A 23,602-nucleotide genomic window follows, 5' to 3' on the forward strand; every position below is an offset into this window, starting at 1 on the left:
GTTTCATGAATAAAGACCTTCGCACCGAAGCGCGAAGGTCTTAGAAGAAGAAAACTTATTTAGCTGCGTCGTAACGTTTGCCGACTTCAGCCCAATTAACGACATTCCAGAACGCCGCGATGTAATCAGGACGTTTGTTTTGGTAGTTCAGGTAGTAAGCATGCTCCCAAACATCCAGACCCAGAAGAGGCGTTTCGCCTTCCATGATCGGGCTGTCTTGGTTTGGCAGGCTGTACACTTTCAATTTGCCGTCTTTGCTCAGCGCGAGCCAAGCCCAGCCGCTGCCGAAACGCGTAGCTGCCGCTTTCGCGAAGTCTGCTTTGAATTGGTCGAAGCCGCCCAGTTCGTTAGCGATCGCATCGGCGATTGCGCCTGTAGGCGCGCCGCCTGCATTTGGTCCGATTGTTTCCCAGAACAGGGAGTGGTTCGCATGGCCGCCGCCGTTGTTGCGGACAGCTGTGCGGATCGCTTCAGGTACGCTGTTCAGGTCTGCGATCAAATCCTCAATGGATTTGTTTTGCAGCTCGGGAGCGGACTCCAGCGCGGCATTCAGGTTCGTTACGTAAGCGTTGTGATGGCGATCGTGGTGGATCATCATCGTTGTTTCATCGATATGCGGCTCAAGCGCGTTGTTTGCATAAGGCAGTGCAGGCAATTGGTGTGCCATTGGTCAAAAACCTCCTATAATATGTAACGTTTATTTTCAATTCCATTATCCCTTTTTCGACTCAATAAATCAACATAAATGTTTGTAAAGTCGGTTTGACAGGATGTGGACATTGAACCTTCTCTAGCATGAACCAATCCAAGGATTCTCATACAGCTTGAACAAGGTCGAAGCAAAGTGTGCGGTACCGGAATAAACATAAATAACCAAGATGGAAGCGTGATGCATCTCCAAACGCCACTCTATTCGAGGCAAAAATAGCATGCAGAATCGATTCTTTTACATGCTCATAACTATAAGTTCTATTAATCTAATAAATACTTTTTGAAACGTGCAAGAAAGTCATATGGGTTGCTTCACATATCGAATACCCCGCGAGGAGCTGGAAGGGTCATGAATGCAAAAAAGCCAATGCGAATAATCGTAACGGGCGCGAATGGACAGCTCGGGTGTGAGCTGGTTAATTTGCCTCTACTGCATCAAAAGGGAGTTTCTATTCTCGGCTTTGGTCGAGGAGGGCTGGATGTAACAAACCTGCAAAGTTGTCGTGAGGTCTTGAAGCGATATCAACCTGAAGCTGTCATTCATTGCGCGGCCTTTACCGATGTTGACAAGGCAGAGGTAGAACGCCAAGAAGCGTACCGCATTAACGCGGAAGGCACACGGAATATTGTCAAAGCGGCCAGGGAATTCGGTGTGAAAATTCTCTATGTAAGCACTAGCTTTGTTTTTGATGGTGCTGCAAGCCGGCCGTTCAAAGAAAACGATGTACCTGTGCCGCTAACGGTGTACGGCCATTCCAAGCTGGCCGGGGAGAGGGAGGTCCTGTTAAACGGGGCAGAAGCATTCATCGTTCGCACGTCTTGGTTATACGGCCGCTACGGATCCAATTTTGTGGAAAATATCTGCAAACTGGCGAATTCAGGGAAGGAGATCCAGGTCTTTAATGACCAGCTCGGAAGGCCAACTTATGCAAGGGACTTAGCGGAATTTTTAATTACGCTGGTGCAAACGAATAAATACGGAATATACCACGCGGCAGGGAACGGTGTTTGTTCCAGGTATCAATTCGCTCAGGCGATTCTTGAAGAAAATAAAAGCGATACCCGGTTGCTAGTACCATGTACGGAAACGAGTATTCCGGGATCTGCATCTAGGCAGGCGTATTCCGTTCTGCATCAAGGGGAAATCGAACGCCAAGGGTTAACTCCCCTCAGACATTGGCGTGCAGCATTGACGGCTTACATGCGAGAATAGTTCATTAAAGTGCCGAAACAATAATAAAAACCCCTGACCTCATATGAGGTCAGGGGTTTTCGGACTGACTGGATTAGTTGGAGAATCCAACGTTACCCAGGAAGCGAGCGATCATTGTAGCTGCCTCAGCGCGGTTCGCATTAGCGTTACCTACTACCGTAGTAGCAGTTTGGCCTTTAACGATACCTTCGCTTACGACAACAGCAACTTCGCCTTTCGCCCAGCCTAGGCTGCTAGCATCTTTAAAGCTTGCCAATGCCGTGGATACTTGCGCATCCGTCAGCGTGACATCTTTACCCGCGAATTTCATTGCGCGAGCAATGATAGCAGACAGTTCTTTACGAGTGATGTTCGCATTTGGTTTGAATGTACCGTCTTCATACCCCGTGATCAGACCTGCTTTAACCGCCGTAGCGACTGTAGCAGCGTACCATTGGTTAGAAGCGACATCTTTGAATTGGGATGCCGTTCCGGAAACTTCCAGACCTAGTGCGCGAACGACCATAGCTGCAAACTCAGCGCGGGTAATGCTGCGTTTAGGTTCGAATTTGTTAGCACTCGTACCGTTAACGATCATTTTACCTGCAAGAGCCTCAACATCTTTCTGTGCCCAGTTTCCAGCAAGATCCGTGAAGGATACTGCTTTCGTTTGGATGACAGTATAGATGCTGTTACCGTTACGTTTCAATGTAGAAACCGTTTTGCCGTCTTTAGTTACGAATGTAGCTGGCACATAGGACAACTTACCCGTAGCTGGATCGAACACAACGCCTACTAGATTGTCATTAGAGGCAGCAGCTTCTTTCAGCACAATTGTACGCGATACGTACTGGTTGAAAGAGTCGATTACTTGCTCTTTGCCGTTTGCAACTGCGATAACTTTGAAGTCAACAGCAGTTGCAAGCTCTTTACCGCCTGCTTTTGTAACAGCGTCTGTAATTTTAGTTGCAGTGTCGCCAGTTACTTGTTTCAATTCAACGCGAATCACAAGGTCCTTCAGCTCAACCCCAAGGGATTTAGCGAGTTCTTCAAGTTTCAACGCAGCGATTGGCAGTGTGTAGGAAGTACCATTTTCCAAAACGATGGTCAGGGACTTACCTTGGATAAGAATATCTGCAGGCAGAAACACAACGTCTGATTTCGAAGAAACCACCGTATTGTCGCTTGCCTTCAGAGCAGCAAGTAGAGCATCGCGGTTTACAGTTCCGTCAGCATTGATTGGTTCTGGAAGGAAAAATCCACCACCGCCAAATACTGGAGCCGTGTACGTGAAATACTGAGTTTTCTTTGTAGGATCAAGAGGATAGTAGAAATAAGTATCCTGAGTAATGGTGTGAGTGAACTTGAAAGTACCATGTCCAACACTTGCATCATATGTAGCATAAACAGTAGAAACGTCACCATTTTTACCGTATACGCTAACTGCTACTTTACTCTGATCCGACAATAAGGTGTACTCAGCATCAGTCAACGTAATTGATCCAGTTACGACATTACCATTATTCGATACATTCACGAATGAAGCAGCGAAAGCGATAATCGGCGTAAATACGGAAACAATCATTGCAAAAACGATAACTGCCGCGGTTTTGTTCATCAGAAGTTTTTTCATTTTCTTTTTCACCTCCTCTCATTGGGAAATGTAAAGGAATGGTTAACATATCAGATTCCCATTATAAACGAATGAAAAAGATAGATAAAGGTCAAAAATTGTAATTTTATAAAGTTTTTACAGATGAAAATACTTATACTCTTTGTCGTTTTAAATGATTTAGAAAGGCTTCTTGTTTCTTATCGGTTTTTAATAGTTTTTCTTTAAGATTGATGTCCTGTTTACCGAGGGCGTCGAGCGCATCTAAGTAATAGCTGGACGCTTCACGAACGACAGAATCTTGCATGTCTTCTCTTGTTGTCGGTTTGAGCATGGCAGCTGCCGCCTTGTACTGCCGCTGATCGTAATAGATCTTTCCTACACCAAGGCGCAAGAGAGCAGTCAGATTGAACGATCTTCCCTGGAGCTGCCCCTTCGGCAGTGATTTTAACTGCTTCTGGCGATCCAATACCGTGTTATACAGTTCAATGGCGCGAGACCAATTGGGAGCGTTGGAAGGATGATCTGCTTCTTTTGCTTGTTTACCCGCCAAGTAGTATTCCATAATGGTCGTCTCATAGAAATGGATATCCCACGGATACATGACAAGTCCATGTTCAAGTGTGGATAGTATATTATCGGCACTAGCTTCAATTTTATTAAGTTTATATAAAGACATTACAACGTCGCGGTTATGCGGCTCTTTCTCGGCCAGGTTATAAATGAGCGGCTTCATAACATCCAAATACTTCTTGTCTTGGGTTTGGTCGTAAGCCTCTCCCAGCCAATAAAATTTGCGGAGTACATAATCTGGATTGGATGGTGAGGCGGCGATCGCCTTGTCAAGGACAGGTAGTAACTCCGTTAATGTAGCTTTGTTATTCTCGGCCAAGTTTAACGCATCGCGAAAATCATTATTCGCTTTGTAAGCAAAGTACGTTTCATACAACAGAACGATTGAAAGGGCTGCTAGAATAGAAGGGTAAATGAATCTCCAAGAAGCAGAAGATAATTTATTTAAAGGTTCAAGTTTAAATGGCTGACTATATACGGAAACCATGGCGCCGAGCGATATGAATACGATAGCTGCCAGGTAGATGAAGCTCATATCAAAATCTATGAAACTGTGGACGAGTATCGACGTAGCCGCAATGTAAAAAATAAAATGGCTTTTTTGCTCGTCGGAATCTCGAAAGAAATTGCGGATATAGATCCAGTAGACAAGCAAGATGATTCCCAAAATGAGCAGAAGTCCGAACCAGCCTACTTCGACAAGCGTTTGAAAGATATAACTGTGAGCCTGCAGGCTGGTGTAAGGATTATGTTGGTACTGCTCGTACAGTGCTCTCCACCCTCCGCCTCCTGCTCCAAACAGCGGATAGTCAGCAGAGATTTTCATGGCATCATCGAAAAAGGTTTTGCGTTCCAATACGCTATGTTGATTGAAATTAATCGTTTCCAATCGATTTGCTATTTCATCGGGAAGAATCGATCTGAATGCGCTGCTTGAAAGCAGCGCTGTAACGCCGATCACAGTGACCGCAATGATGAGTAGCGGTACCGCGGCGAACGACCATTTTAATTTCGATAATCTGGATAGCCGAAGTTCCAGCCATGGATCAAGAAGGCGGTGAACCCATGTAATTATTGCTGCGGTAATCCAGCTTGCCGCAAGAATCCACAGCCAGCCGGAAAGCGCAGGCGCAGTCCATGGAGAAATGAGATGAGGGGGGGAGCCCTCATCTGGGATGACCAAATGTCCGACTTTATCGAGTACCGTCGAAATTTTACCGAGAATGGCAAAGCTAATAATTACCGCTATCAGAGAATGAAGAAGGAACAGGAGCTGGTTCTTCAGTTTAAGAAACGGGATGATCAGCAAAACAAGAAGAGGGACGATAACGAGTGCTCCCCGCGAGAGGGTCAGCATGAAAGAAACCCAGATAGGCACAAGCATCAATGCATGGATGAAGCGCCAATGCCACTGCTTTACTGTTGCCATTAAATATACGCCAATCAAAAATAATGCAGAAAGGTAAGCTGCATAAGCATTTGGATACTGGAATACAGATGTCAACCGATATACGTTTTGTTGGTACCAGAGCGCGTCAGGCAGGTATGCCTGTCCCATCATATTAGCGAGTCCGTAGATTACGACCGCATACCCCGATACTAGAATGCCATATTGCAGAGCCAACCTGGCATTTTTTGAATCGGAGTAATACAAAGATATGTTGAAAAGCGCTGCCAACAAGAACATCGTGTATGTAGTGAACGCCGCCAAGTGTTGGGAAGCTGCATGAAACGTAGAAATGATATACGTAACTGGCATAAGCCAGATCGCTGCAGACAGGACGGCTCGCCAATTGTCTGGTTTCCAAACTTTAAATAAGTAGGCGCAGCTGAACAACAATAAAACAAATACGACAAGCTCAGCCTCTAGCAGTGGTTTTTCGTACTGCAAAATATAGCCGTTGAACAAGCCCTTGCTGTAAGGAAACGCAAATAGAAAGAGAAGCAGAACCGCTAATCCGGACCATTTATTCAAGGAAAAATCGGTTGGCGGCTTACTGGCTTTACTTTTGGTCTTCATGATGGACTCCTTTTGCCGACTTAAGGTGAATAAATAGGTGAACAATAAAAAGGAATGTATTCAAATTAATAGGGAATGTAAGAAAAATGTAAATGCAAGTATGTATTATAGTCTAATAACGCCAGTTATGCATTAAAAGTTTCGGTATACATTTTAAATTAATTATTGGCATGCTAAGGATGTGTGGAAAGTGTGATTTCCAATTATTAAACTAGCGATTGAAAAGGAAGATTTGATATAATTACATTTATTTTGGGAACATATGTGAGAAATATGAATTGTTAAGGAGTTTTAAAGGAATGCGGTATGTCGCTAATTTTATTAAATATAAAGACCTGTTAGCCGAACTCGTACGAAAAGATATTAAGATTAAGTATCGTCATTCTTATCTTGGCGTCCTGTGGAGCTTGTTGAATCCGCTTCTTATGATGATTGTTCTAACCGTTATTTTCTCCGCTGTATTTAAAAACCACATCGAACATTTCCCGCTCTATGTCCTGACGGGAAGATTAATCTATTCTTTTTTCTCGGACTCCACGAGCTTTGCGATGAATTCCATCGTGGATAACAGTCAATTGATAAAGAAGATTTATGTACCCAAATATTTTTTTCCAATTGCCAGAGTGCTGTCAACATCGATAACCTCTTTAGTTTCGCTCATTCCGATTTTCATCGTCATGCTGATCTCCGGCGTTAGTTTCCATTTGTCTAATTTTCTTATTGTTGTTCCACTTGCATTGTTGATTATCATTTCCACCGGCATCGGATTAATTCTAAGTGTACTGATGGTGTTCTTCAGAGACCTCAAACATATGTATTCTATTTTCATGGCTGTGCTTATGTATATGACCCCTATTTTTTATCCGGAGAGTATTATTCCCCATAAGTATTTAATGTTTATTGAACTAAATCCAATGTACCCAATACTCGATATGTTTCGAACGCTATTGAATGACGGCGGCGGGTTGCATACAAGTTCATTGCTTCTAAGTTGCACCTATGCGCTGTTTTATCTTCTTGTTGGATTGTTTTTGTTTTATAAGAAGCAAGATCGGTTTATTTTTTACATCTAACAGTAGAAGTTGAGGGATGAAGATGGAACCCGCAATTGAAGTGAATCATATTTCTATGAAATATAGAATTGCAAGTGAAAAAGTTGATTCCATAAAGCATTATTTCATAAAACGTGTGAAAAGGCAGTTGACCTACAAGGAATTCACGGCTCTATCGGATGTAAGTTTCTCGGTGCCCAAAGGTGAAGTATTCGGTGTTATTGGGAGAAACGGAGCGGGGAAAAGCACTTTGCTGAAGATTATTGCAGGTATCCTGAAGCCTGTAACGGGGCAAGTCGTCAAACGAGGCAGCATTGCGCCGCTTATCGAATTGGGTGCCGGTTTCAACGGGGATCTAAGTGGAATGGAAAACATTTACTTGAACGGCCTGCTCCTTGGGTACTCCAAGAAAACAATTGAAAGCAAGCTGGAGGATATTATTGCTTTCTCGGAATTGAACGAGTTTTTACATACGCCGCTGAAAAACTATTCCTCCGGCATGAAAGCAAGACTGGGGTTCTCAATCGCAACCGCTGTCAAACCAGATATTCTAATCGTGGATGAAGTGCTGTCCGTAGGAGATGTCCACTTTCAACAAAAATGCGAAACGAAGATCAAAGCGATGCTAGATGCAGGAACAACGGTTCTCTTCGTATCGCATTCGCTCGGACAAGTGGAGAAGCTGTGCAGCCAGACGATGTGGCTCGAAAGCGGTCGTGTGAGAGAGATCGGTCCGTCCGGAGAAGTCTGCAGGAAGTTTAAAAATAGCGTCTGATATGAACACGTACGAGGGGGGGATAGACGTGGTTCCTTTGTTATCCATCATAGTTCCTTATTACAACGTGGAGGACTACATCGAAGAATGCCTGAATTCGCTCGTGGCTCAAACGATCGGCATCGACAATATAGAGGTCATATTAGTTGACGATTGTTCTACGGACCGATCAACTGATCTCGTAAATCAGTATATCGAACGGTTCCCAACGATGTACGTGATCAAGCAGGAGCATAATGCCGGAACAGGAGAGGCAAGGAATACAGGGATAAAGGCAGCAAAAGCTGACCACATTACATTTCTGGATGCGGACGATTATGTGTCATCGAATATGGCAGAGCATGTGCTTCAATTGCTCCAACAAGGCGACTGTGAATTGGTTCTCTACGAGTATACCTATTTCAGTGTTTCCGGAAGAAGCTACGCCCGTAACCCTTCGGCCGCGTTGTTTGCTTCCAATAGGTCAGTTACGGATATAACGGCAGTACCTGAGATCATATTTGCTACTTCTGTATGTAATAAAGTGTTTCACAGGAAACTGCTCGGTTCGTTCCCGGATTCTCATATTGAGGATGTACTCGTGTCTACGTTGGCTGTCTTCCATGCAAAACGAATCGAAATCACGAACGGCTGTACCTACTACTATCGAAAAAGGGAAGAAAGCGGCAAGTCGAAAACGGACGCATATTACGTTAAAAAGCAGCATTACTACGATCACTTGACAGTCAATCTCGAAATGAAAAAGCTTCTGCACACGTTCCCGCAATACAAATTGTTGATCGATTGGTTCAATGTAAGATCAATCCAGCCGTTTTTGTATCGAATGACTTTTAACGCTTCCTTCAGTCGTCAGGAGAAAATTCACTACTATGATCAAGTTAAACAGCTCGTCCAGAATATCGATGATCAAACGATTAATCGCATTGAACACGAGCAGTCCAGATTTGTTATTCAAGCAGCAAAACGTAGACGTTTTTTATCCTTTCAGGCAGAGATTTTAATGCGGATGGCAAGGACTAGAATAGTCCGCGTCCTTCAGCTAGGCAGGAAGACAATGAAACTGGCCGATTTCGCATTGGCTTTCTTGATTTCCTATTTATACAGGCTGCATCCCCATTACCGTGAAGTATGGCTCGTTTGCGAGCGCGGGGATGAGGCGAGAGATAATGGGTATTGGTTCTTTAAGTTTCTGCGAGAGCAGAAAAAGCAGGTCCATGCTTTTTATTTAATCGACAAGCGGGGATCCAGCGACTATATGAGAATCAAGGAACTGGGCAATATTGTTCAGTATAAAAGTTTAAAGCATAAAATATTATTTATTCTTGCCTCCAAGTTGATAACAGCCCATAAAGGGACAATTGAGCCGTGGAATTATGACATGTATAAGAAGGTTTCAAGACGCTTCAATCAACGTCAGCATTACATCTTCTTGCAGCATGGAATTACGAAGGATAACGTTTCGTCTACCCTGGGGAAGGAAAATGCGCCATTCGACCTCTTTATTACTGCTGGTCATCCCGAGCATAACTATATCGTATCTAGCTTTGGCTATCGGCAAAATGAGGTCAAAAACACCGGATTTGCACGATTTGATGCCCTGATGGATTTTCGGACAGAGAAGCAGCTGCTGTTAATGCCGACCTGGAGGAAGGCGATTTCTTGGAAGCCGAGTGAGGCTGACCAAGAACGCGTATTCGCTGAATCGGATTATTATGCGAGATATCAGTCACTCATTACGAATGAACAATTGCTTCGTTGGTTGGAAGCTAATGAATATACGTTGATCTTTTACCCTCACTATGAAATGCAGAAATTTTTAACCGGATTCAGAACGGACTCGGACCGCGTCATTATCGCGTCCAAAGAACAATATGATGTCCAAGCACTGCTCAAGAGCACCAGCCTTCTCATAACGGACTATTCCAGTGTGTTTTTTGATTTTGCGTACATGGGAAAGCCGATGGTTTACTATCAGTTTGATGAAGAAGCATTCTTTAATTCTCATTATACGAAGGGGTATTTCGACTATCGGAGAGATGGATTTGGCCCGGTGGTAACGAATGAGGAAGAGGTTGTATCCTACATTGCCGAAGCTGCAAACCATAGCCGGATGAATGATGAATACAGCGCCAGAGCTGATCTTTTTTTTAATAAAAGAGATCGTGGGAATTGTCTGCGGATATATGAAGCAATTACTGAACTCGAATAGAGGAATATCTTCATGAACTTACCAATCGTTTCTGTTATTATACGAACTCACAACCGCAATGAATTGTTGGCTAGAGCACTAGAGAGTGTGCATGGGCAGACATTCAAAGATATACAAATCGTCGTCATAGAAGACGGGCCATCTCTAGCGGAGAAGATTACGGAGGCTTTTGCGGATCTCAATATTATCTACTATGCAACAGGAGAGCAAATAGGGAGAGTAAAGGCTGCAAATATTGGACTTTCGCTTGCCAAAGGGAAATATATTAATTTTCTTGATGATGATGATTTTTTCTATCCTAATCATGTTCAACTGCTTGTTCAGGCATTGGAAAAGAACCCAGATTATGATGCTGCTCACGCAGGAGCAGTGGAAATTATGGCTAGCTATAAAAGTCTCCAGCCACTTATCATGGTCGGCCATAGGATGACATTGCGTTATATGGAAGCGGTTGACCACGACAATATCTTCTTTCGGAACTTCTTCCCCATTCAGGCGGTGATGTTTAAACAACAGTTAATTCAACGGAATGGTGGAATGGATGAATCACTGGAGTTATTAGAGGATTGGGATTTGTGGATAAAATTTAGTCTGACAGGTCAGTATTATTTCATTAATGAGGTCACTTCAGCTTATATTGTTCATTACGATAAGCAAGAGAGAACAAGAAGAAAAACAGAATTGATGAAGTACGAAAAAATCATACAGGATAAATATAAAGCTATTATTAATTCCAAAGGTCTTGTTCGTCCAAATGTTTTGCAGAGAATAGCTCGAAAATATAAACGAGTTGGGTTCATGGCTATGATTAGAGATTTGAATAGTTAAATCTTCCTTTGAAAGATTGGAATTGGAGGGCAACATGGAGAAACATAACGAGAGCGAACAAGTATTTTTGTTTACAATTATTATGGCAGTACATAATGTTGAACGTTATATCAAAGAAGCGGTAGACAGTGTCATCACTCAAACCCTGAACTTTAACAAACATATTCAACTTATTCTTGTTAATGATGGAAGTTCGGATAATTCGGGTTTATTATGTAAAGCCTTTAGGGATCAATACCCAGCGAACATTATTTATTTGGAGCAGGAAAACGCAGGCGTGAGCTCTGCGCGTAACCAGGGATTGATGCGGGCACAAGGAAAGTATGTTAATTTCCTAGATCCGGACGACAAGTTGTCCCCGACTGTGCTTGAGAGGGTTTTTCAATTTTTCGAGAACCATTGCGAGGTAACGGACGTTGTCTCAATTCCAATGCTGTTTTTTGATGGAAGAACAGGTGATCACCAGCTTAATTATAAATTCACCAAAGATAGAATCATTGATTTAAATTCGGATTATAAAAGCATACAACTTTCCATGTCCAGTGCATTTGTGAAAAGAAATGCTTTTAACGGGATGAACTTCAATGAAAAAATGATCTTTGCAGAGGATGCGGAATTGCTCAATCGTATATTGCTTAAAACGAATAAGCTGGGCGTCGTAACAGGGGTAAATTATCTCTACCGAAAAAGATTGGACGGAAGTTCTGCTATTCAATCAGTTAGCAAAACAGAGGTATGGTATTTGAATAGTATAGAATCCTTCAGCCTTTCCCTAATTAATTATTGTATCATGAATTATTCAGAAATACCCCACTACATACAATATGTTATTATGTACGACCTACAATGGAAATTAAAAGAAACGGACATCTCGGCACTACCGAATACACAACAAGAGTTGTACATGAATAAATTAAGCCATGTCCTTGGCTTCATTGAAAATAATATCATCATGGAGCAAAAGAATATAAATATTCATCAGAAGTTATTTGCTTTGCAACTCAAGTATAAAGCACTTAACCTTGATTATAAATATACCAACGTCTTTACAACAAAAGACGTGAAAAAATATCTGGATCGTTATTATCTCTGTTCATTAAACGAACAAGCCGCAACAATAGAAATTTTAGAAATCAGAAATGGCATGTTCATTTTAGAAGGGAATTTCGGTTCTTGTTTCCTGAAGCATGAAATCCAGATTTATGCCGAATTTAATAATCATCGATATCCTGTTTCCGAGGTTCGCAGGGATCTGCATGCAATGCGATCACTAGGACAAGTCATAAAAGAGTATTATGGGTTCGAAATTAAAATACCATTAACGAAGTTGAATAATAAAAAGTCGTTAACCTTATTCGTTGAAGTAGAAGGGGTCAGCGTTCCGTTAAATGTAAAGTTTAATCGATTTTCTCATCTTTCATCTAGAATTAAAAATAGTTATTATACCAACGAAGACTGGATCGCTTCGTTTGATAGCATAAATAGATCTTTTATAATTGAGCCCAAATCAGCTTATACCATATTGAAAAAGGAAGTTAGATTACTGCAGAGGGTCATGAGAGATAGAGAAGTTGGTTCGAGAAAAGCGGTGGTTGCAAGAATATGTTCACATCTCCTACGCATGACCAAAAAGAAAGAAGTATGGCTGTTCATGGATCGGCAAGATAAGGCTGACGATAATGCAGAGCACTTGTTTAAATATTCGAATAAGTTGAAAGATAGGGTCAAGAAGTATTATGTCATACAGGAACACTCAGACGACTATTCAAGACTTAAACGAGAGGGGAAAGTAGTGAAATGGGGCAGTAACAAACACAAGTTGCTGCAGCTCATTGCTGACAAAGTGGTTTCCTCCCATGTCGACGAATGGGTGATTAATCCTTATTTCACATTGGACAAGTACTACCGGGACCTTATGAAGTATGATTTTGTTTTTCTTCAGCATGGAATAACTAAAGACGATATTTCTAGTTGGCTAAATAAATACAATAAGAATATAAAACTCTTTATTACGGCTGCACACATGGAATATAACTCCATTATTTATGGGAGCTACGGTTATGAAAAGTCTGCCATTGCGATGACAGGTTTTCCGAGATTCGATAATTTAACCAATGAGGATCAACGAAAAATTCTAATTGCTCCCACATGGCGTAAAGCGCTCGTACGAGATGTGGATCAACAAACAGGAATCCGTCCTTATTCTGACATTTTCAAGGAATCAAAATACTTCAATTTCTATAATAAGCTGATCAATGATGATCGAGTAATTCAAGCAGCCAAGCAATATAAATATTCGATCGTCTTTTTCCCGCACCCTAATATTCATCAGCAATTAAAGGATTTTGACCTTCATCCTGACGTAGAATTCGTAGAGTTAAATGCGAACTATCAAAATCTTTTTAAAGAATCAAGCATGCTTATTACCGATTATTCCTCTATCTTTTTTGACTTTGCTTATTTAAAAAAACCAGTAGTATACAGCCACTTTGAGCCATCTCAATATAAGAGCGGATACTTTGACTATAGTGAAATGGGGTTCGGTGAAATTTGCGAAACTTATAATGAACTCGTGCAAACCATGATAGGGTATATGAAACTAAATTGCCAAATGAAAGAAGAATATAAGGAACGGGTAAATCGATTCTTTGCTTTTACTGATCGTGATAATTCCGCCCGTGTCTATCAAGCGATTACACAGTTATAGTTTATTACGCTTGATTAAGGAGGCCCTCGATGAAAGGCATTATTCTAGCCGGAGGAACCGGCTCAAGGCTCTATCCCTTGACCAAGGTCACCAATAAGCATTTGCTGCCAGTAGGGCGGTATCCGATGATTTACCATGCCATATCGAAACTGAAGCAAGCAGGCATCGCGGATATTTTAATCGTCACGGGCCGGGATCATATGGGCGATGTTGTCAGCCTGCTGGGGAGCGGGAGCACGTTCGGTCTTTCGTTTACCTATAAGGTGCAGGATGAGGCTGGAGGTATCGCCGAGGCGCTCGGACTAGCGGAGCATTTTGTCGGTTCAGACCGAATGATCGTTATACTTGGCGATAACGTATTCTCGCATGATATCTCCGAATATGTGCATGCCTTTGATGCACAGCGGCAGGCTGCCAAGATTCTGCTGCAAGAAGTAGCGGATCCGAATCGGTACGGCGTCGCTCAATTGGACGGGGATAGAATCATCAATATTGAGGAGAAACCAAATACACCCCTAAGCCATTACGCAGTAACGGGCATATACATGTACGATGCGAGCGTGTTCGATATCATTCGGACACTTCAGCCATCCGGGCGTGGAGAACTGGAGATTACTGAAGTGAATAATCGGTATATTTCCATGGATGCACTAAGGTTTGAAATTCTTCCCGGCTGGTGGACGGATGCTGGGACGCCGCTTTCTTTGCAGACGGCCAACGAGCTGGCCAAATACATTGTACTTGGTGACGAATTCCATGCATGAAGCATTATGGAGATTCAAAGGAGGTTGAGTGGGATGAGGGTAACAGATGCACAACTGCCGGACGTGAAGATCATTCAGCCCTCTCTTTTTGAAGACGATCGGGGTTACTTCATGGAAAGTTATAGTTACAAGGCGCTACAACAGCATGGAATATCCATTGATTTTGTTCAAGACAATCATTCCTTATCCCTTCTTGCAGGTACATTGCGAGGACTGCATTATCAATTAGAGCCAAAGGCTCAAACGAAATTGGTTCGCGTAACGGCAGGCGCGATTTACGATGTCGTCGTTGATCTTCGACGAGGTTCGCCTACGTTTGGCATGTGGGAGGGTTTCACGCTATCGGCAGAGAACAAGCTGCAGCTGCTGGTGCCGAAAGGATTTGCCCACGGATTCTGTACGATCGCTCCCCATACGGAAATCCAGTATAAAGTCGATAATGACTACGCTGCTGAACATGAACGTGGGATTATTTGGAATGATCCCATGCTAAGTATTGATTGGCCGGTTATGGAACCGGTGTTATCCAATAAGGATCAACGTAATGGGCTGTTTGTCCAGTCCGAATATGATTTCTTATATAAGGGGTGAAGGCAATGAAGCTTTTGGTTACCGGCGGCGCCGGTTTTATCGGCAGCAATTTTATTCATTACCTTCGCAGCAACTATCCGGCCGCCCAAATATTTAATGTTGACGCATTAACTTACGCAGGGAATTTATTGAATCTTCAAGTTCTTCAAACAGATGCCAATTATCATTTTATTGAAGCGAATATTACGGACCGATCTGTCCTGGAGCCGATATTTGCCGAGGGCATCGATGCTGTGGTCAACTTTGCGGCGGAGTCCCACGTCGACCGCAGTATCCTTCAACCGGAAGTATTCGTTACGACGAATATTATGGGAACGCAGATACTGCTTGATCTCGCTAGGCAGCATGGGACAGCTAAATTTGTGCAAGTCTCTACCGATGAGGTTTACGGTACATTGGGCGATACGGGACAGTTCAGTGAAAACACGCCGCTTGCGCCTAACAGTCCCTATTCGGCCAGTAAGGCTGGCGCAGATCTGCTCGTAAGGGCCTACAATGAGACCTTCGGAATGAATGTCAATATTACGCGCTGCTCAAATAATTATGGCCCTTATCAGTATCCTGAGAAATTGATTCCGCTCATGATCCAAACGGCCCTCGATGACAAGCCGCTGCCTGTGTATGGAGATGGCTTGAACGTACGTGATTGGCTGTATGTCGAAGATCATTGCAGCGCAATCGATCTCGTGCTGCACGGTGGGCGGCCGGGAGAGGTTTACAATATAGGCGGAAACAACGAGCGCAGCAACATTCATGTGGTCCAAACCATACTTGCTGAGCTTGGCAAGCCGGAATCGTTGATTACGTACGTGAAAGACCGCCCCGGTCATGACCGCCGCTACGCAATTAATGCGGATAAAATTCGCGCCGAGTTAGGCTGGCAGCCCAAATTCGACTATCAATCAGGTATGAAAGCAACGATTCAGTGGTATGTGGACAATTTGGACTGGTTGGAACAGGTTCGTTCGAGAGCCAGTTTAGGTGACCAGCCTTGAAGAAAAACGATACTATGAAGATTCTCGTTACTGGCGCAAACGGACAATTGGGTCAAGAAATAGTCCGATTAACGAATAAGCCTGGAATTCACATCATTGGTCTAGGACGCGATAAGCTGGATATTACGAATGCAGCGCAATGCCGTGAAGTATTTGCAATAAATCGACCGGATGTGGTCATTCACACTGCTGCCTATACTGCTGTCGACGAGGCCGAGTCCGATCCGGATGAGGCTTTTCGCATTAATGCCGAAGGTACGCGCAATGTCGCGCTGGCTGCCGAGGAAACCGGTGCGAAATTCTGTTACGTGAGCACGGATTATGTATTTGACGGCACAAGTACCCGGCCTTATAAAGAAGACGATTCTCCCAATCCGCAAACCGTTTACGGGAAATCAAAGCTGGCAGGCGAGCGGGAGGTCCAAACCCTGTCAACGCGTCATTTTATCGTGCGGACTTCTTGGGTATTTGGGAAATATGGCGGCAATTTCGTGAAAACCATACTCAAGCTGGCAGAAGATAGAGATCAGTTAAAGGTCGTGAGTGACCAATTCGGTTCCCCGACGTATACGCTCGATCTTGCTGTATTTCTGGTTGGGCTGGTACAAACTGAGCATTTTGGCATCTTTCATGCCTCTAACCGTGGAGCCTGTACGTGGTTCGACTTCGCGCACGCTATTTTACAAGAGAGCGGGAATACACGGGTTAAGCTCGAAGCCTGCTCGACGGCGGAATTTCCTCGTCCTGCAGCAAGACCAGCTTATTCCGTAATGAGGCATGCAGCCATCGAACGCTATGACTTGAACGACCTTCGGCCGTGGCGGGAGGCGTTAATTGACTATTTAGGAGAAGGGCGACCATGAATTCAGCTCCAACTGCGAGCGTTTGCATCGTAACATTTAACAGCGGCTCGGATATTGCCTCATGCCTACAGGCCGTGCTGCGATTATCGTATCCGATCGAGAAAATCGTTGTGCTCGATAATGCTTCTTCGGACGATAGCTGCACTGTCGTACGCAGCTTCGGTGAAGCTGTTCTACTCGTTGAAAACAAGAACAACGTCGGATTCGCGCAAGGACAGAATCAAGCGATCGCCTGCACCTCTTCGGACTATGTCCTCGTGCTTAATCCCGATGTGGTGCTCGAACCCGATTATTTGTCCATCCTAATTGAAGCAATGGAAAGGGACAAGCAAATCGGCAGTGCGATAGGGCAGCTGCTGCTCGGCGCTGACCCTTCCATCATCGACAGCACGGGCATCGAGATGGGGGCGGTTCGGCGGGCGTGGGATCGCGGCGGAGGCGAGCCTGCTTCCATGTGGAATACATCCGGGGAAATATTCGGCGTAACGGCCGCAGCGGCTGTTTATGCCCGAAGAATGATCGAGGATGTAAAGCTCAACGGGCAATTTTTTGATGCGTCCTATTTTGCCTACAAGGAAGACGTCGATGTAGCTTGGCGGGCCAGAAGGCTAGGCTGGAAAGCGTATTACCGCGCCGAAGCCAAGGCGCTGCATCAACGTGGCTGGAAGTATGAAGGCAGGAAGAGCCGCAAGCAGATTCCGCTATTCCTCAGACGGCATTCCTATCAGAATCGGATTTTTACGATTATCAAAAACGAGCCTTCAGGCTGGCCGTTGTTCGTCAACGCTTACAGACTGGCAGGCTATGAGTTGCTGCAAATCGGCTATTTGGCATTGTTCGAGCCCTCATTACTGACTTGCTGGTTGACGATATTCAAAGAATGGCCCCGTTTTTTGAAAAAAAGGAGATTGCTGAAACTGAAAATCGCCGGCAGATGACAAAAGGCGTGTATTCCGTTTGTAGACGCTTCTTTTTTGGTATTATACTGATAGATTCGACAAATAATAGCGATTGGAGGAAGAGTCCGTGATCCGGCAAAACCAGCGATTTTTAACTCAAATCTATGTAGTTTCAGATTTGCTGTGCACGCTCCTGACTTTTCTAACCTCATTTTGGCTGAAGTTTAACAGCGGTTTCCTGCCGCATCAAACTACGCTTCCCTTCCAAACGTATCTCATCTGGGCGACAATCTATTCTTTTGCGGCGGTGCTCATCGGGTTCTATGTCCGCTTCTATGTGCCTAGGCGCAGGAAGAAAGCCTCCTATGAAGTCATGAAAGTCGTTCAGGTTCAGGGACTAAGCTTCTTAGGTTTGCTTAGCTTGCTTTTCATTGCCAAGGAAGTACATATTTCGAGGGAATTTTTGGCGATTTTTCTTGTGGCGAATATCGCATGCTTAAGCTTTTACCGATTGACGGTGAAATCCGTGCTATTCCGAATCCGACGCAGAGGTTATAACAAAAGATATCTGCTCATTTTAGGAGCCGGATCGGTAGGCCGCAGTTTCCATGACAATATTACCCAGCAACCTGGACTTGGTTACGATGTGATCGGCTTTCTGGACGATTTTCAGGTCAAACACGAGGCTGAGCACCATCACTATAAGCCCATTCTTGGCGCGGTTGATGAGCTGGAGGTCATGTTGTCCCGGCATACCGTGGACGAGGTCATCATTGCTCTGCCTTTAAAGGCTCATAAGAAATATGCACATATTATCGACAAATGCGAACGGACAGGCGTGAAGACGCTGATCATTCCAGATTTCTTCGACTTATTGCCTGCACGGCCATTTTTCGATAATTTCGCCGGTATACCTCTGATTAATGTGAGGGATATTCCTCTTGATGAACTAAGCAATCAGCTGCTTAAGCGTATGTTTGACATCGTTTTCTCCATTCTCATTATTTTGCTGACTTCGCCAGTCATGCTGGTTGCCTATCTGGGCATTAAACTGACTTCGGCTGGACCGGTAATCTTTCGGCAGGAAAGAGTCGGTCTGGACCGCCGGACCTTCCAGATGTATAAATTCCGTTCGATGCATGTCTTCGATCGGGAGACTGCTGATACGCAGTGGACGATCGAGAACGACCCGCGCCGAACTCGATTCGGATCGTTTCTGCGAAAGACGAGCATTGACGAGCTGCCGCAGTTTTTTAACGTGCTGGCGGGACATATGAGCGTAGTGGGCCCAAGACCGGAACGGCCGTATTTCGTGGAACAATTCAAAGAGGAAATCCCTAAGTACATGATCAAGCATCATATTCGTCCCGGTATTACGGGCTGGGCGCAAACAAACGGACTCCGCGGTGATACTTCGATCGAGGATCGGATTGTGCATGATCTTTTCTATATGGAGAACTGGACGTTCTTCTTCGATCTGCAAATTATTGCGAGAACGGTAACGAAAGGCCTGCTGAATAAAAATGCCTATTAACTCGTATACGAAACACAACATTAGCATTATCATCCCCACATATAATGCGGGCATGGCTTTCAAAGAGACGCTCAGCATACTTCAGAGCCAATCTCAGCCTCCTTTTGAGATCATTGTCATAGACTCAGGTTCCACAGATGGGACGGCAGAGACAGCCCGTGAAGCGGGCGTGCGCGTGCTTGTGATTGATAAAAGTCAGTTCGACCACGGTGGAACTCGAAATTTGGCAGCAGAGCAGGCTCGCGGGGATACGCTAGTATTCATGACACAGGACGCTTGGCCGGAGAATTCCTTCCTGCTCGAAGAGCTGTCATCACTCTTGTACGAAACAGATGAAACGGCGTGCGTATACGCCAGACAGCTGCCCCGCAGTGATGCGGATGTGCTGGAGAGGCTGGCGCGCGAAAGCAATTATCCTTCGCTTTCGGCAAGGAAGCGTAAGTCGGATATTCCCCATCTGGGCCTTAAAACATTCTTTTGTTCCAATGCTTGTGCGGCCTATCGCAAATCGATCTTCTTCGAATTGGGTAAGTTCGAAACGCCTGTGCTGTTCAATGAAGACCTCTTCTTCGCGGCACGCAGCATCCTAAACGGATACACGGTCGGATACGCGGCCGAAGCTAGAGTTATTCACTCTCATCGTTACTCCATTGTGCAGCAATTCCGCCGTTACTTCGACAACGGGGTATCGATGCGGGACAACGAGTGGGTATATCCTTATGCATCCGTCGGAAAAGCAGGCTCAAGCCTTGTGCGGCATCAGCTTCGGTATTTGGTGCGCCACCGCCATTGGTTATGGATACCTAAGCTTGCGGCGGACGCTGCAGCGAAGCTGCTCGGCTTCCAGCTAGGTAAGAGTTACCGCAAACTTCCTGGAAACGTGGGTTATCTCTTCAGTATGCACCGTGATATATGGAGGAAGCGTCAAGGTGCCTCGGCGCCGCAGCATCGCGAACGACCTGTTTCTAAAAGGTATGAATAAGTTATGAGGCATCAGCGTCGGTCATGGACCGAGGCTTTTTTGTCAGCTGATGTCTCTATAAAGTCTGTAAACGCTTCCTATGAAGCGCTTTCAACAGGAAAGGGGAGAATTTTTAAATTTTTTAAGGAATTTTAAAGATTTTAGAAGGAATTTGATCGAATTTGTTGTATTATTAATTTTACCTAAAATATTCGTTCTATACGTATTCTATACTGTGTTTGAAGAGGAGCTTAAAGTCATGGACGTTCGATCCTTCCAATTAGCCGATTATCAACCTGTTACAGAGCTGCTGGAAACCGTCTTGTCGGAAGAATGTTATGAGCAGACGATGGAAGCTTTCGGCCGTCAACTTTCATGGGACAGCGAACTGGTACTTGTTGCAGCTGTGAATGACGAGATTGCGGGCATTATTATCGGCACGATCGATAATGGCAAAGGCTACTATTACCGTATTGCCGTACATCCCGACTTCCAACGCCGAGGCATCGGCAAGAAGCTGATTGCTTCGCTCCGCCAGCGCTTTGTTCAGCGTAACGTGAGCAAGATCATGGTTACGGCTGACGAACACAATGAACCTATTCTTTCTCTATACGAATCGCTCGGTTATGTCACTGCGGACTTTTTCCGTTCCTTCCAAAAATTAAGTATCGTAGCCGGCTAGCGTGCCTGCGAATACGTATCCATACAACCGTTTGATGAGGGACAAGCATATCTGGATCGTCATTGCTTTTGGCGAACAGATATGCTTTTCTTAACTTATACGAAAGAATACGCTTTTATTTTGGCATAATAAAGGATAGCGGAATTATATACACACAAGAAATCATTTCCTTGTAGGAGTAGTAGTCATGACAACGTACAGGCCCTGCGTCATCAAAAGCTTCAAGAATAACGGTCATCTTCACCGCATGTGGCTGGAGAATTGGCAGGTGCCCGCCGAGCTGCTCGCGCCCGAGCATGCGGCCGAGTCCATGGTCGTATTTATCAACCGTCAGACCCCGATTCAAGAAGCGGACGGCAAGCAGTGGATCAGCCGGGTTCCGGCGGTGTCCTTCTTTATTCCCGGCGAATGGTTCAATGTCGTTGGGCTGCTGGAAGAGAACGGCGTCCGCTATTACTGCAATGTGGCGTCTCCGCTTTTTTTTCAAAATGACGTGCTGACTTATATCGACTACGATCTCGATGTGATCGTTCCCCGCGGCGGGAAAGCGCAGGTCGTCGATCAAGAAGAATACGAAATGCATAAACTCGCCTATCATTACTCCGAGGAAGTTAACCGAAAAGTAATGGAGGGGCTTGATGCGCTGCTTCATCGCGCGCAGGCCGGACAAGCTCCTTTCAACGATAATCTCATTCTGGCTTACTATGAAGCATGGCAGAATCAAATGGACGAGGTGTAGCCGACAGATGAATGCAGGCCCGGGTACCGATTATCCGCAAGAAGCCGAGCAAGCGGCCTTGGGACCGCGCAAGAATCGAGCCTCAACGGCGAAGCGGCCGAAGGGATCGAAGGAACGATCAGAACCTGAATTGACGAATTCGCGGAAGTCTGCAAAGCCGTTCCCGGAATGGGCGGCTGAGCTGCGGGACTGGGGAGTGACGCTTCTCGTCGCCGTGGTTGTCGTGCTGTGCATGCATTACTTCGTATTTAATCTCTCCACGGTGGAAGGACAGTCAATGGAGCCTTCGCTCTATGAGAAGGAATGGCTCTTCGTCAACAAAATCAGTTATTTGACGGGCTCGCCGAGCGCAGGCGACGTCGTGATTCTCAAGGACCCGGCGGAAACTGCGCAGCGCAAGGAGTATCTCGTCAAACGCATTATTGGCGTGCCCGGCGATAAAATCGAAGTGCGGGACGGCCAGCTGTATCGGAACGGAAAGCTCGTCGTGGAGCCGTATACGGACGTGCAGATCGAGGATTTGGATTACGGGCCCGAGACGATCGCTGCGGGTCATTATTTTGTAATGGGCGACAATCGGCATGCCAAGGCGAGCCGGGACAGCCGTTCGTTCCATGCCGTGCCAAGGAGTTACATCTTGGGACGAGCGGATCTAATTATTTGGCCGATCACGAAATGGGGTCGCCTGTAAGGCGGGCATGAAGGAAGGAGGTGCTGAACTTGGAAAGCGGCAGCAGAAACTGGCAGCAATTGAAAGACGAGATGAAAGCTGCCGCCAAACAGCTCGGCATCGACAAGATCGGCATTGCGTCCGCAGCGCCGTTCACGGAGCTCAAGGAGCGGCTTGTGCGGCACAGGGAGCTTGGCTATGAATCCGGCTTCGAGGAGCCGGATCTGGACAAGCGGACAGAGCCTTCGCTGATCTTCGATGATCCGCAGTCCATCATCGCGATCGCCATCGCGTATCCCTCGAAGCTGAAGAATCCGCCGAAGTCCGAGCCAGGCGCGAGGCGCGGTCTGCTGTCCCGCTCTGCATGGGGCGATGATTACCATTCGGTGCTGCGCGACCGGCTTCGCCGGCTTGAGCTCTGGCTGCAGGAGCGCATTCCGGAAGGGCGATTCCTCAGCATGGTGGATACCGGCGCCCTGTCGGACCGTGCGGTTGCCCAGCGCGCCGGCATCGGATGGTCGGGCAGCAACTGCGCCATTATAACGCCGGAATGGGGCTCATGGGTGTACCTCGGCGAAATGATCACGAATCTGCCGCTGCCGCCGGACAAGCCGGTTACGGAAAGCTGCGGCGACTGTACAGCCTGCATCGATGCCTGCCCGACGGATGCGCTCGTCGCGCCTGGGCAGCTTAACGCGCAGCGCTGTATTTCATATGTGACGCAGACCAAAGGCCTCGTCTCGGACGAGCTGATGCGTAAGATCGGCAACCGGCTGTACGGCTGCGATACATGCCAGATCGTCTGCCCGGAGAATAAAGGCAAGCATGCCGACCATCATCCGGAGCTTGCGCCGGACAACGAGAAGGTGAAGCCGCTGCTCGTACCGCTGCTCGCGATGGGCAACCGGGCGTACAAGGAGCTGTACGGCTCGAACGCCTCGTCCTGGCGCGGCCGCAAGCCGATTCAGCGCAACGCCGTCATCGCGCTCGGCAACTTCAAGGATCCCAGCGCCATTCCCGCGCTCGCAGACGTGCTTCGCGTCGACCCGCGCTTCGAGCTGCGCGCAACTGCCGCTTGGTCGCTAGGCCGGATCGGCACGGAGGCCGCCGCAGCGGTGCTGGAGGAGGCGCGGCTGCGCGAGAAGGACGAGGCGGTGCTCGAGGCGATCGGCACCGCGCTGGCTGGCTTGCCGGCGTCGAAGCAGTAAGGTGCTGAACCGCGTGC

At 45.9% G+C, this 23,602-nt stretch carries 20 protein-coding genes; 17 read left to right on the plus strand and 3 right to left on the minus strand.

Features of this window, described 5'->3' with window-relative positions; all coding sequences use genetic code 11:
* Nucleotides 1-55 precede the first annotated feature (55 nt).
* Complete coding sequence (locus tag KXU80_RS21870; protein WP_219835275.1) at nucleotides 56-667, minus strand: superoxide dismutase; 612 nt, start codon at nucleotides 665-667, stop codon at nucleotides 56-58.
* A 393-nt stretch (nucleotides 668-1,060) separates the two neighbouring features.
* Between KXU80_RS21870 and rfbD (KXU80_RS21875) the strand changes: the two genes are divergently transcribed.
* Nucleotides 1,061-1,924, plus strand: a complete 864-nt coding sequence (gene rfbD, locus KXU80_RS21875) for a dTDP-4-dehydrorhamnose reductase (RefSeq protein ID WP_258171098.1) — start codon at nucleotides 1,061-1,063, stop codon at nucleotides 1,922-1,924.
* Nucleotides 1,925-1,997: 73 nt separating this feature from the next.
* Here rfbD (KXU80_RS21875) and KXU80_RS21880 read toward each other — a convergent pair whose 3' ends face one another.
* Together KXU80_RS21880 and KXU80_RS21885 are read right to left on the minus strand one after the other, a co-directional pair.
* On the minus strand, nucleotides 1,998-3,536 hold the full coding sequence (locus KXU80_RS21880) for an S-layer homology domain-containing protein (RefSeq protein WP_219835276.1): 1,539 nt from the start codon (nucleotides 3,534-3,536) through the stop codon (nucleotides 1,998-2,000).
* 133 nt (nucleotides 3,537-3,669) lie between these two features.
* On the minus strand, nucleotides 3,670-6,108 hold the full coding sequence (locus tag KXU80_RS21885) for an O-antigen ligase family protein (RefSeq protein WP_219835277.1): 2,439 nt from the start codon (nucleotides 6,106-6,108) through the stop codon (nucleotides 3,670-3,672).
* 299 nt (nucleotides 6,109-6,407) lie between these two features.
* On the opposite strand from KXU80_RS21885, the gene KXU80_RS21890 reads away from it, so the two are divergent.
* The 16 genes from KXU80_RS21890 (at nucleotide 6,408) to queG (ending at nucleotide 23,585) form a co-directional block, all read left to right on the plus strand.
* Nucleotides 6,408-7,181, plus strand: a complete 774-nt coding sequence (locus KXU80_RS21890) for an ABC transporter permease (RefSeq protein WP_219835279.1) — start codon at nucleotides 6,408-6,410, stop codon at nucleotides 7,179-7,181.
* A gap of 55 nt (nucleotides 7,182-7,236) precedes the next feature.
* Complete coding sequence (locus KXU80_RS21895; RefSeq protein ID WP_258171099.1) at nucleotides 7,237-7,935, plus strand: ABC transporter ATP-binding protein; 699 nt, start codon at nucleotides 7,237-7,239, stop codon at nucleotides 7,933-7,935.
* Between the two features lie 28 nt (nucleotides 7,936-7,963).
* Nucleotides 7,964-10,144: a bifunctional glycosyltransferase/CDP-glycerol:glycerophosphate glycerophosphotransferase gene (locus KXU80_RS21900; protein ID WP_219835280.1), complete on the plus strand. Its 2,181-nt coding sequence runs from the start codon at nucleotides 7,964-7,966 to the stop codon at nucleotides 10,142-10,144.
* Between the two features lie 12 nt (nucleotides 10,145-10,156).
* Entirely contained in the window at nucleotides 10,157-10,972 is an 816-nt protein-coding gene (locus KXU80_RS21905) for a glycosyltransferase (RefSeq protein WP_219835281.1), read from the plus strand.
* Nucleotides 10,973-11,006: 34 nt separating this feature from the next.
* Nucleotides 11,007-13,679 carry a bifunctional glycosyltransferase/CDP-glycerol:glycerophosphate glycerophosphotransferase gene (locus KXU80_RS21910; protein WP_219835283.1) on the plus strand — a complete coding sequence of 891 codons (2,673 nt, stop codon included), beginning with the start codon at nucleotides 11,007-11,009 and terminating at the stop codon, nucleotides 13,677-13,679.
* A gap of 29 nt (nucleotides 13,680-13,708) precedes the next feature.
* A complete protein-coding gene (locus KXU80_RS21915) occupies nucleotides 13,709-14,443 on the plus strand; it encodes a sugar phosphate nucleotidyltransferase (protein WP_219835285.1) in 735 nt (244 codons plus the stop codon).
* 33 nt (nucleotides 14,444-14,476) lie between these two features.
* Nucleotides 14,477-15,034 carry a dTDP-4-dehydrorhamnose 3,5-epimerase gene (gene rfbC, locus KXU80_RS21920; RefSeq protein ID WP_219835286.1) on the plus strand — a complete coding sequence of 186 codons (558 nt, stop codon included), beginning with the start codon at nucleotides 14,477-14,479 and terminating at the stop codon, nucleotides 15,032-15,034.
* Between the two features lie 5 nt (nucleotides 15,035-15,039).
* A complete protein-coding gene (rfbB, locus tag KXU80_RS21925; RefSeq protein WP_219835287.1) occupies nucleotides 15,040-16,029 on the plus strand; it encodes a dTDP-glucose 4,6-dehydratase in 990 nt (329 codons plus the stop codon).
* A gap of 14 nt (nucleotides 16,030-16,043) precedes the next feature.
* Complete coding sequence (gene rfbD, locus KXU80_RS21930) at nucleotides 16,044-16,892, plus strand: dTDP-4-dehydrorhamnose reductase (protein WP_219839164.1); 849 nt, start codon at nucleotides 16,044-16,046, stop codon at nucleotides 16,890-16,892.
* On the plus strand, nucleotides 16,889-17,830 hold the full coding sequence (locus KXU80_RS21935) for a glycosyltransferase family 2 protein (protein ID WP_219835289.1): 942 nt from the start codon (nucleotides 16,889-16,891) through the stop codon (nucleotides 17,828-17,830). The genes rfbD (KXU80_RS21930) and KXU80_RS21935 overlap by 4 nt, the downstream gene beginning before the upstream one ends.
* An 88-nt stretch (nucleotides 17,831-17,918) precedes the next feature.
* Nucleotides 17,919-19,325: an undecaprenyl-phosphate glucose phosphotransferase gene (locus KXU80_RS21940; protein WP_219835293.1), complete on the plus strand. Its 1,407-nt coding sequence runs from the start codon at nucleotides 17,919-17,921 to the stop codon at nucleotides 19,323-19,325.
* Nucleotides 19,326-19,377: 52 nt separating this feature from the next.
* Nucleotides 19,378-20,307 (plus strand): glycosyltransferase family 2 protein, encoded by a 930-nt coding sequence (locus KXU80_RS21945; RefSeq protein ID WP_258171100.1) that lies wholly within the window; start codon nucleotides 19,378-19,380, stop codon nucleotides 20,305-20,307.
* Nucleotides 20,308-20,545: 238 nt separating this feature from the next.
* Nucleotides 20,546-20,968, plus strand: coding sequence for a GNAT family N-acetyltransferase (locus tag KXU80_RS21950; RefSeq protein WP_219835294.1), 423 nt, complete (start codon nucleotides 20,546-20,548; stop codon nucleotides 20,966-20,968).
* Nucleotides 20,969-21,155: 187 nt separating this feature from the next.
* The gene (locus tag KXU80_RS21955; protein ID WP_219835295.1) at nucleotides 21,156-21,707 is read left to right on the plus strand and encodes a DUF402 domain-containing protein; all 552 of its coding nucleotides are present in this window, start codon (nucleotides 21,156-21,158) and stop codon (nucleotides 21,705-21,707) included.
* Between the two features lie 7 nt (nucleotides 21,708-21,714).
* A complete protein-coding gene (gene lepB / locus KXU80_RS21960; protein WP_219835296.1) occupies nucleotides 21,715-22,398 on the plus strand; it encodes a signal peptidase I in 684 nt (227 codons plus the stop codon).
* A gap of 71 nt (nucleotides 22,399-22,469) precedes the next feature.
* Nucleotides 22,470-23,585 (plus strand): tRNA epoxyqueuosine(34) reductase QueG, encoded by a 1,116-nt coding sequence (gene queG / locus KXU80_RS21965; RefSeq protein ID WP_219839166.1) that lies wholly within the window; start codon nucleotides 22,470-22,472, stop codon nucleotides 23,583-23,585.
* The last annotated feature ends 17 nt before the right edge of the window (nucleotides 23,586-23,602 follow it).

It is taken from the genome of Paenibacillus sp. R14(2021), assembly GCF_019431355.1.
In the GTDB taxonomy this organism is placed as follows: domain Bacteria; phylum Bacillota; class Bacilli; order Paenibacillales; family Paenibacillaceae; genus Paenibacillus_Z.

Bases quoted from the DNA above. Each gene is read 5' to 3' on its own strand.
- KXU80_RS21890 (WP_219835279.1), top strand. From the start codon at position 6,408: ATGCGGTATGTCGCTAATTTTATTAAATATAAAGACCTGTTAGCCGAA.
- KXU80_RS21885 (WP_219835277.1), bottom strand. From the start codon at position 6,108: ATGAAGACCAAAAGTAAAGCCAGTAAGCCGCCAACCGATTTTTCCTTG.
- KXU80_RS21915 (WP_219835285.1), top strand. From the start codon at position 13,709: ATGAAAGGCATTATTCTAGCCGGAGGAACCGGCTCAAGGCTCTATCCC.
- KXU80_RS21870 (WP_219835275.1), bottom strand. From the start codon at position 667: ATGGCACACCAATTGCCTGCACTGCCTTATGCAAACAACGCGCTTGAG.
- KXU80_RS21945 (WP_258171100.1), top strand. From the start codon at position 19,378: ATGGCTTTCAAAGAGACGCTCAGCATACTTCAGAGCCAATCTCAGCCT.
- KXU80_RS21950 (WP_219835294.1), top strand. From the start codon at position 20,546: ATGGACGTTCGATCCTTCCAATTAGCCGATTATCAACCTGTTACAGAG.
- rfbC (WP_219835286.1), top strand. From the start codon at position 14,477: ATGAGGGTAACAGATGCACAACTGCCGGACGTGAAGATCATTCAGCCC.
- lepB (WP_219835296.1), top strand. From the start codon at position 21,715: ATGAATGCAGGCCCGGGTACCGATTATCCGCAAGAAGCCGAGCAAGCG.
- KXU80_RS21895 (WP_258171099.1), top strand. From the start codon at position 7,237: ATGAAATATAGAATTGCAAGTGAAAAAGTTGATTCCATAAAGCATTAT.
- KXU80_RS21910 (WP_219835283.1), top strand. From the start codon at position 11,007: ATGGAGAAACATAACGAGAGCGAACAAGTATTTTTGTTTACAATTATT.
- KXU80_RS21905 (WP_219835281.1), top strand. From the start codon at position 10,157: ATGAACTTACCAATCGTTTCTGTTATTATACGAACTCACAACCGCAAT.
- queG (WP_219839166.1), top strand. From the start codon at position 22,470: ATGAAAGCTGCCGCCAAACAGCTCGGCATCGACAAGATCGGCATTGCG.
- KXU80_RS21880 (WP_219835276.1), bottom strand. From the start codon at position 3,536: ATGAAAAAACTTCTGATGAACAAAACCGCGGCAGTTATCGTTTTTGCA.
- KXU80_RS21935 (WP_219835289.1), top strand. From the start codon at position 16,889: ATGAATTCAGCTCCAACTGCGAGCGTTTGCATCGTAACATTTAACAGC.
- rfbD (WP_258171098.1), top strand. From the start codon at position 1,061: ATGAATGCAAAAAAGCCAATGCGAATAATCGTAACGGGCGCGAATGGA.
- rfbB (WP_219835287.1), top strand. From the start codon at position 15,040: ATGAAGCTTTTGGTTACCGGCGGCGCCGGTTTTATCGGCAGCAATTTT.
- KXU80_RS21955 (WP_219835295.1), top strand. From the start codon at position 21,156: ATGACAACGTACAGGCCCTGCGTCATCAAAAGCTTCAAGAATAACGGT.
- rfbD (WP_219839164.1), top strand. From the start codon at position 16,044: ATGAAGATTCTCGTTACTGGCGCAAACGGACAATTGGGTCAAGAAATA.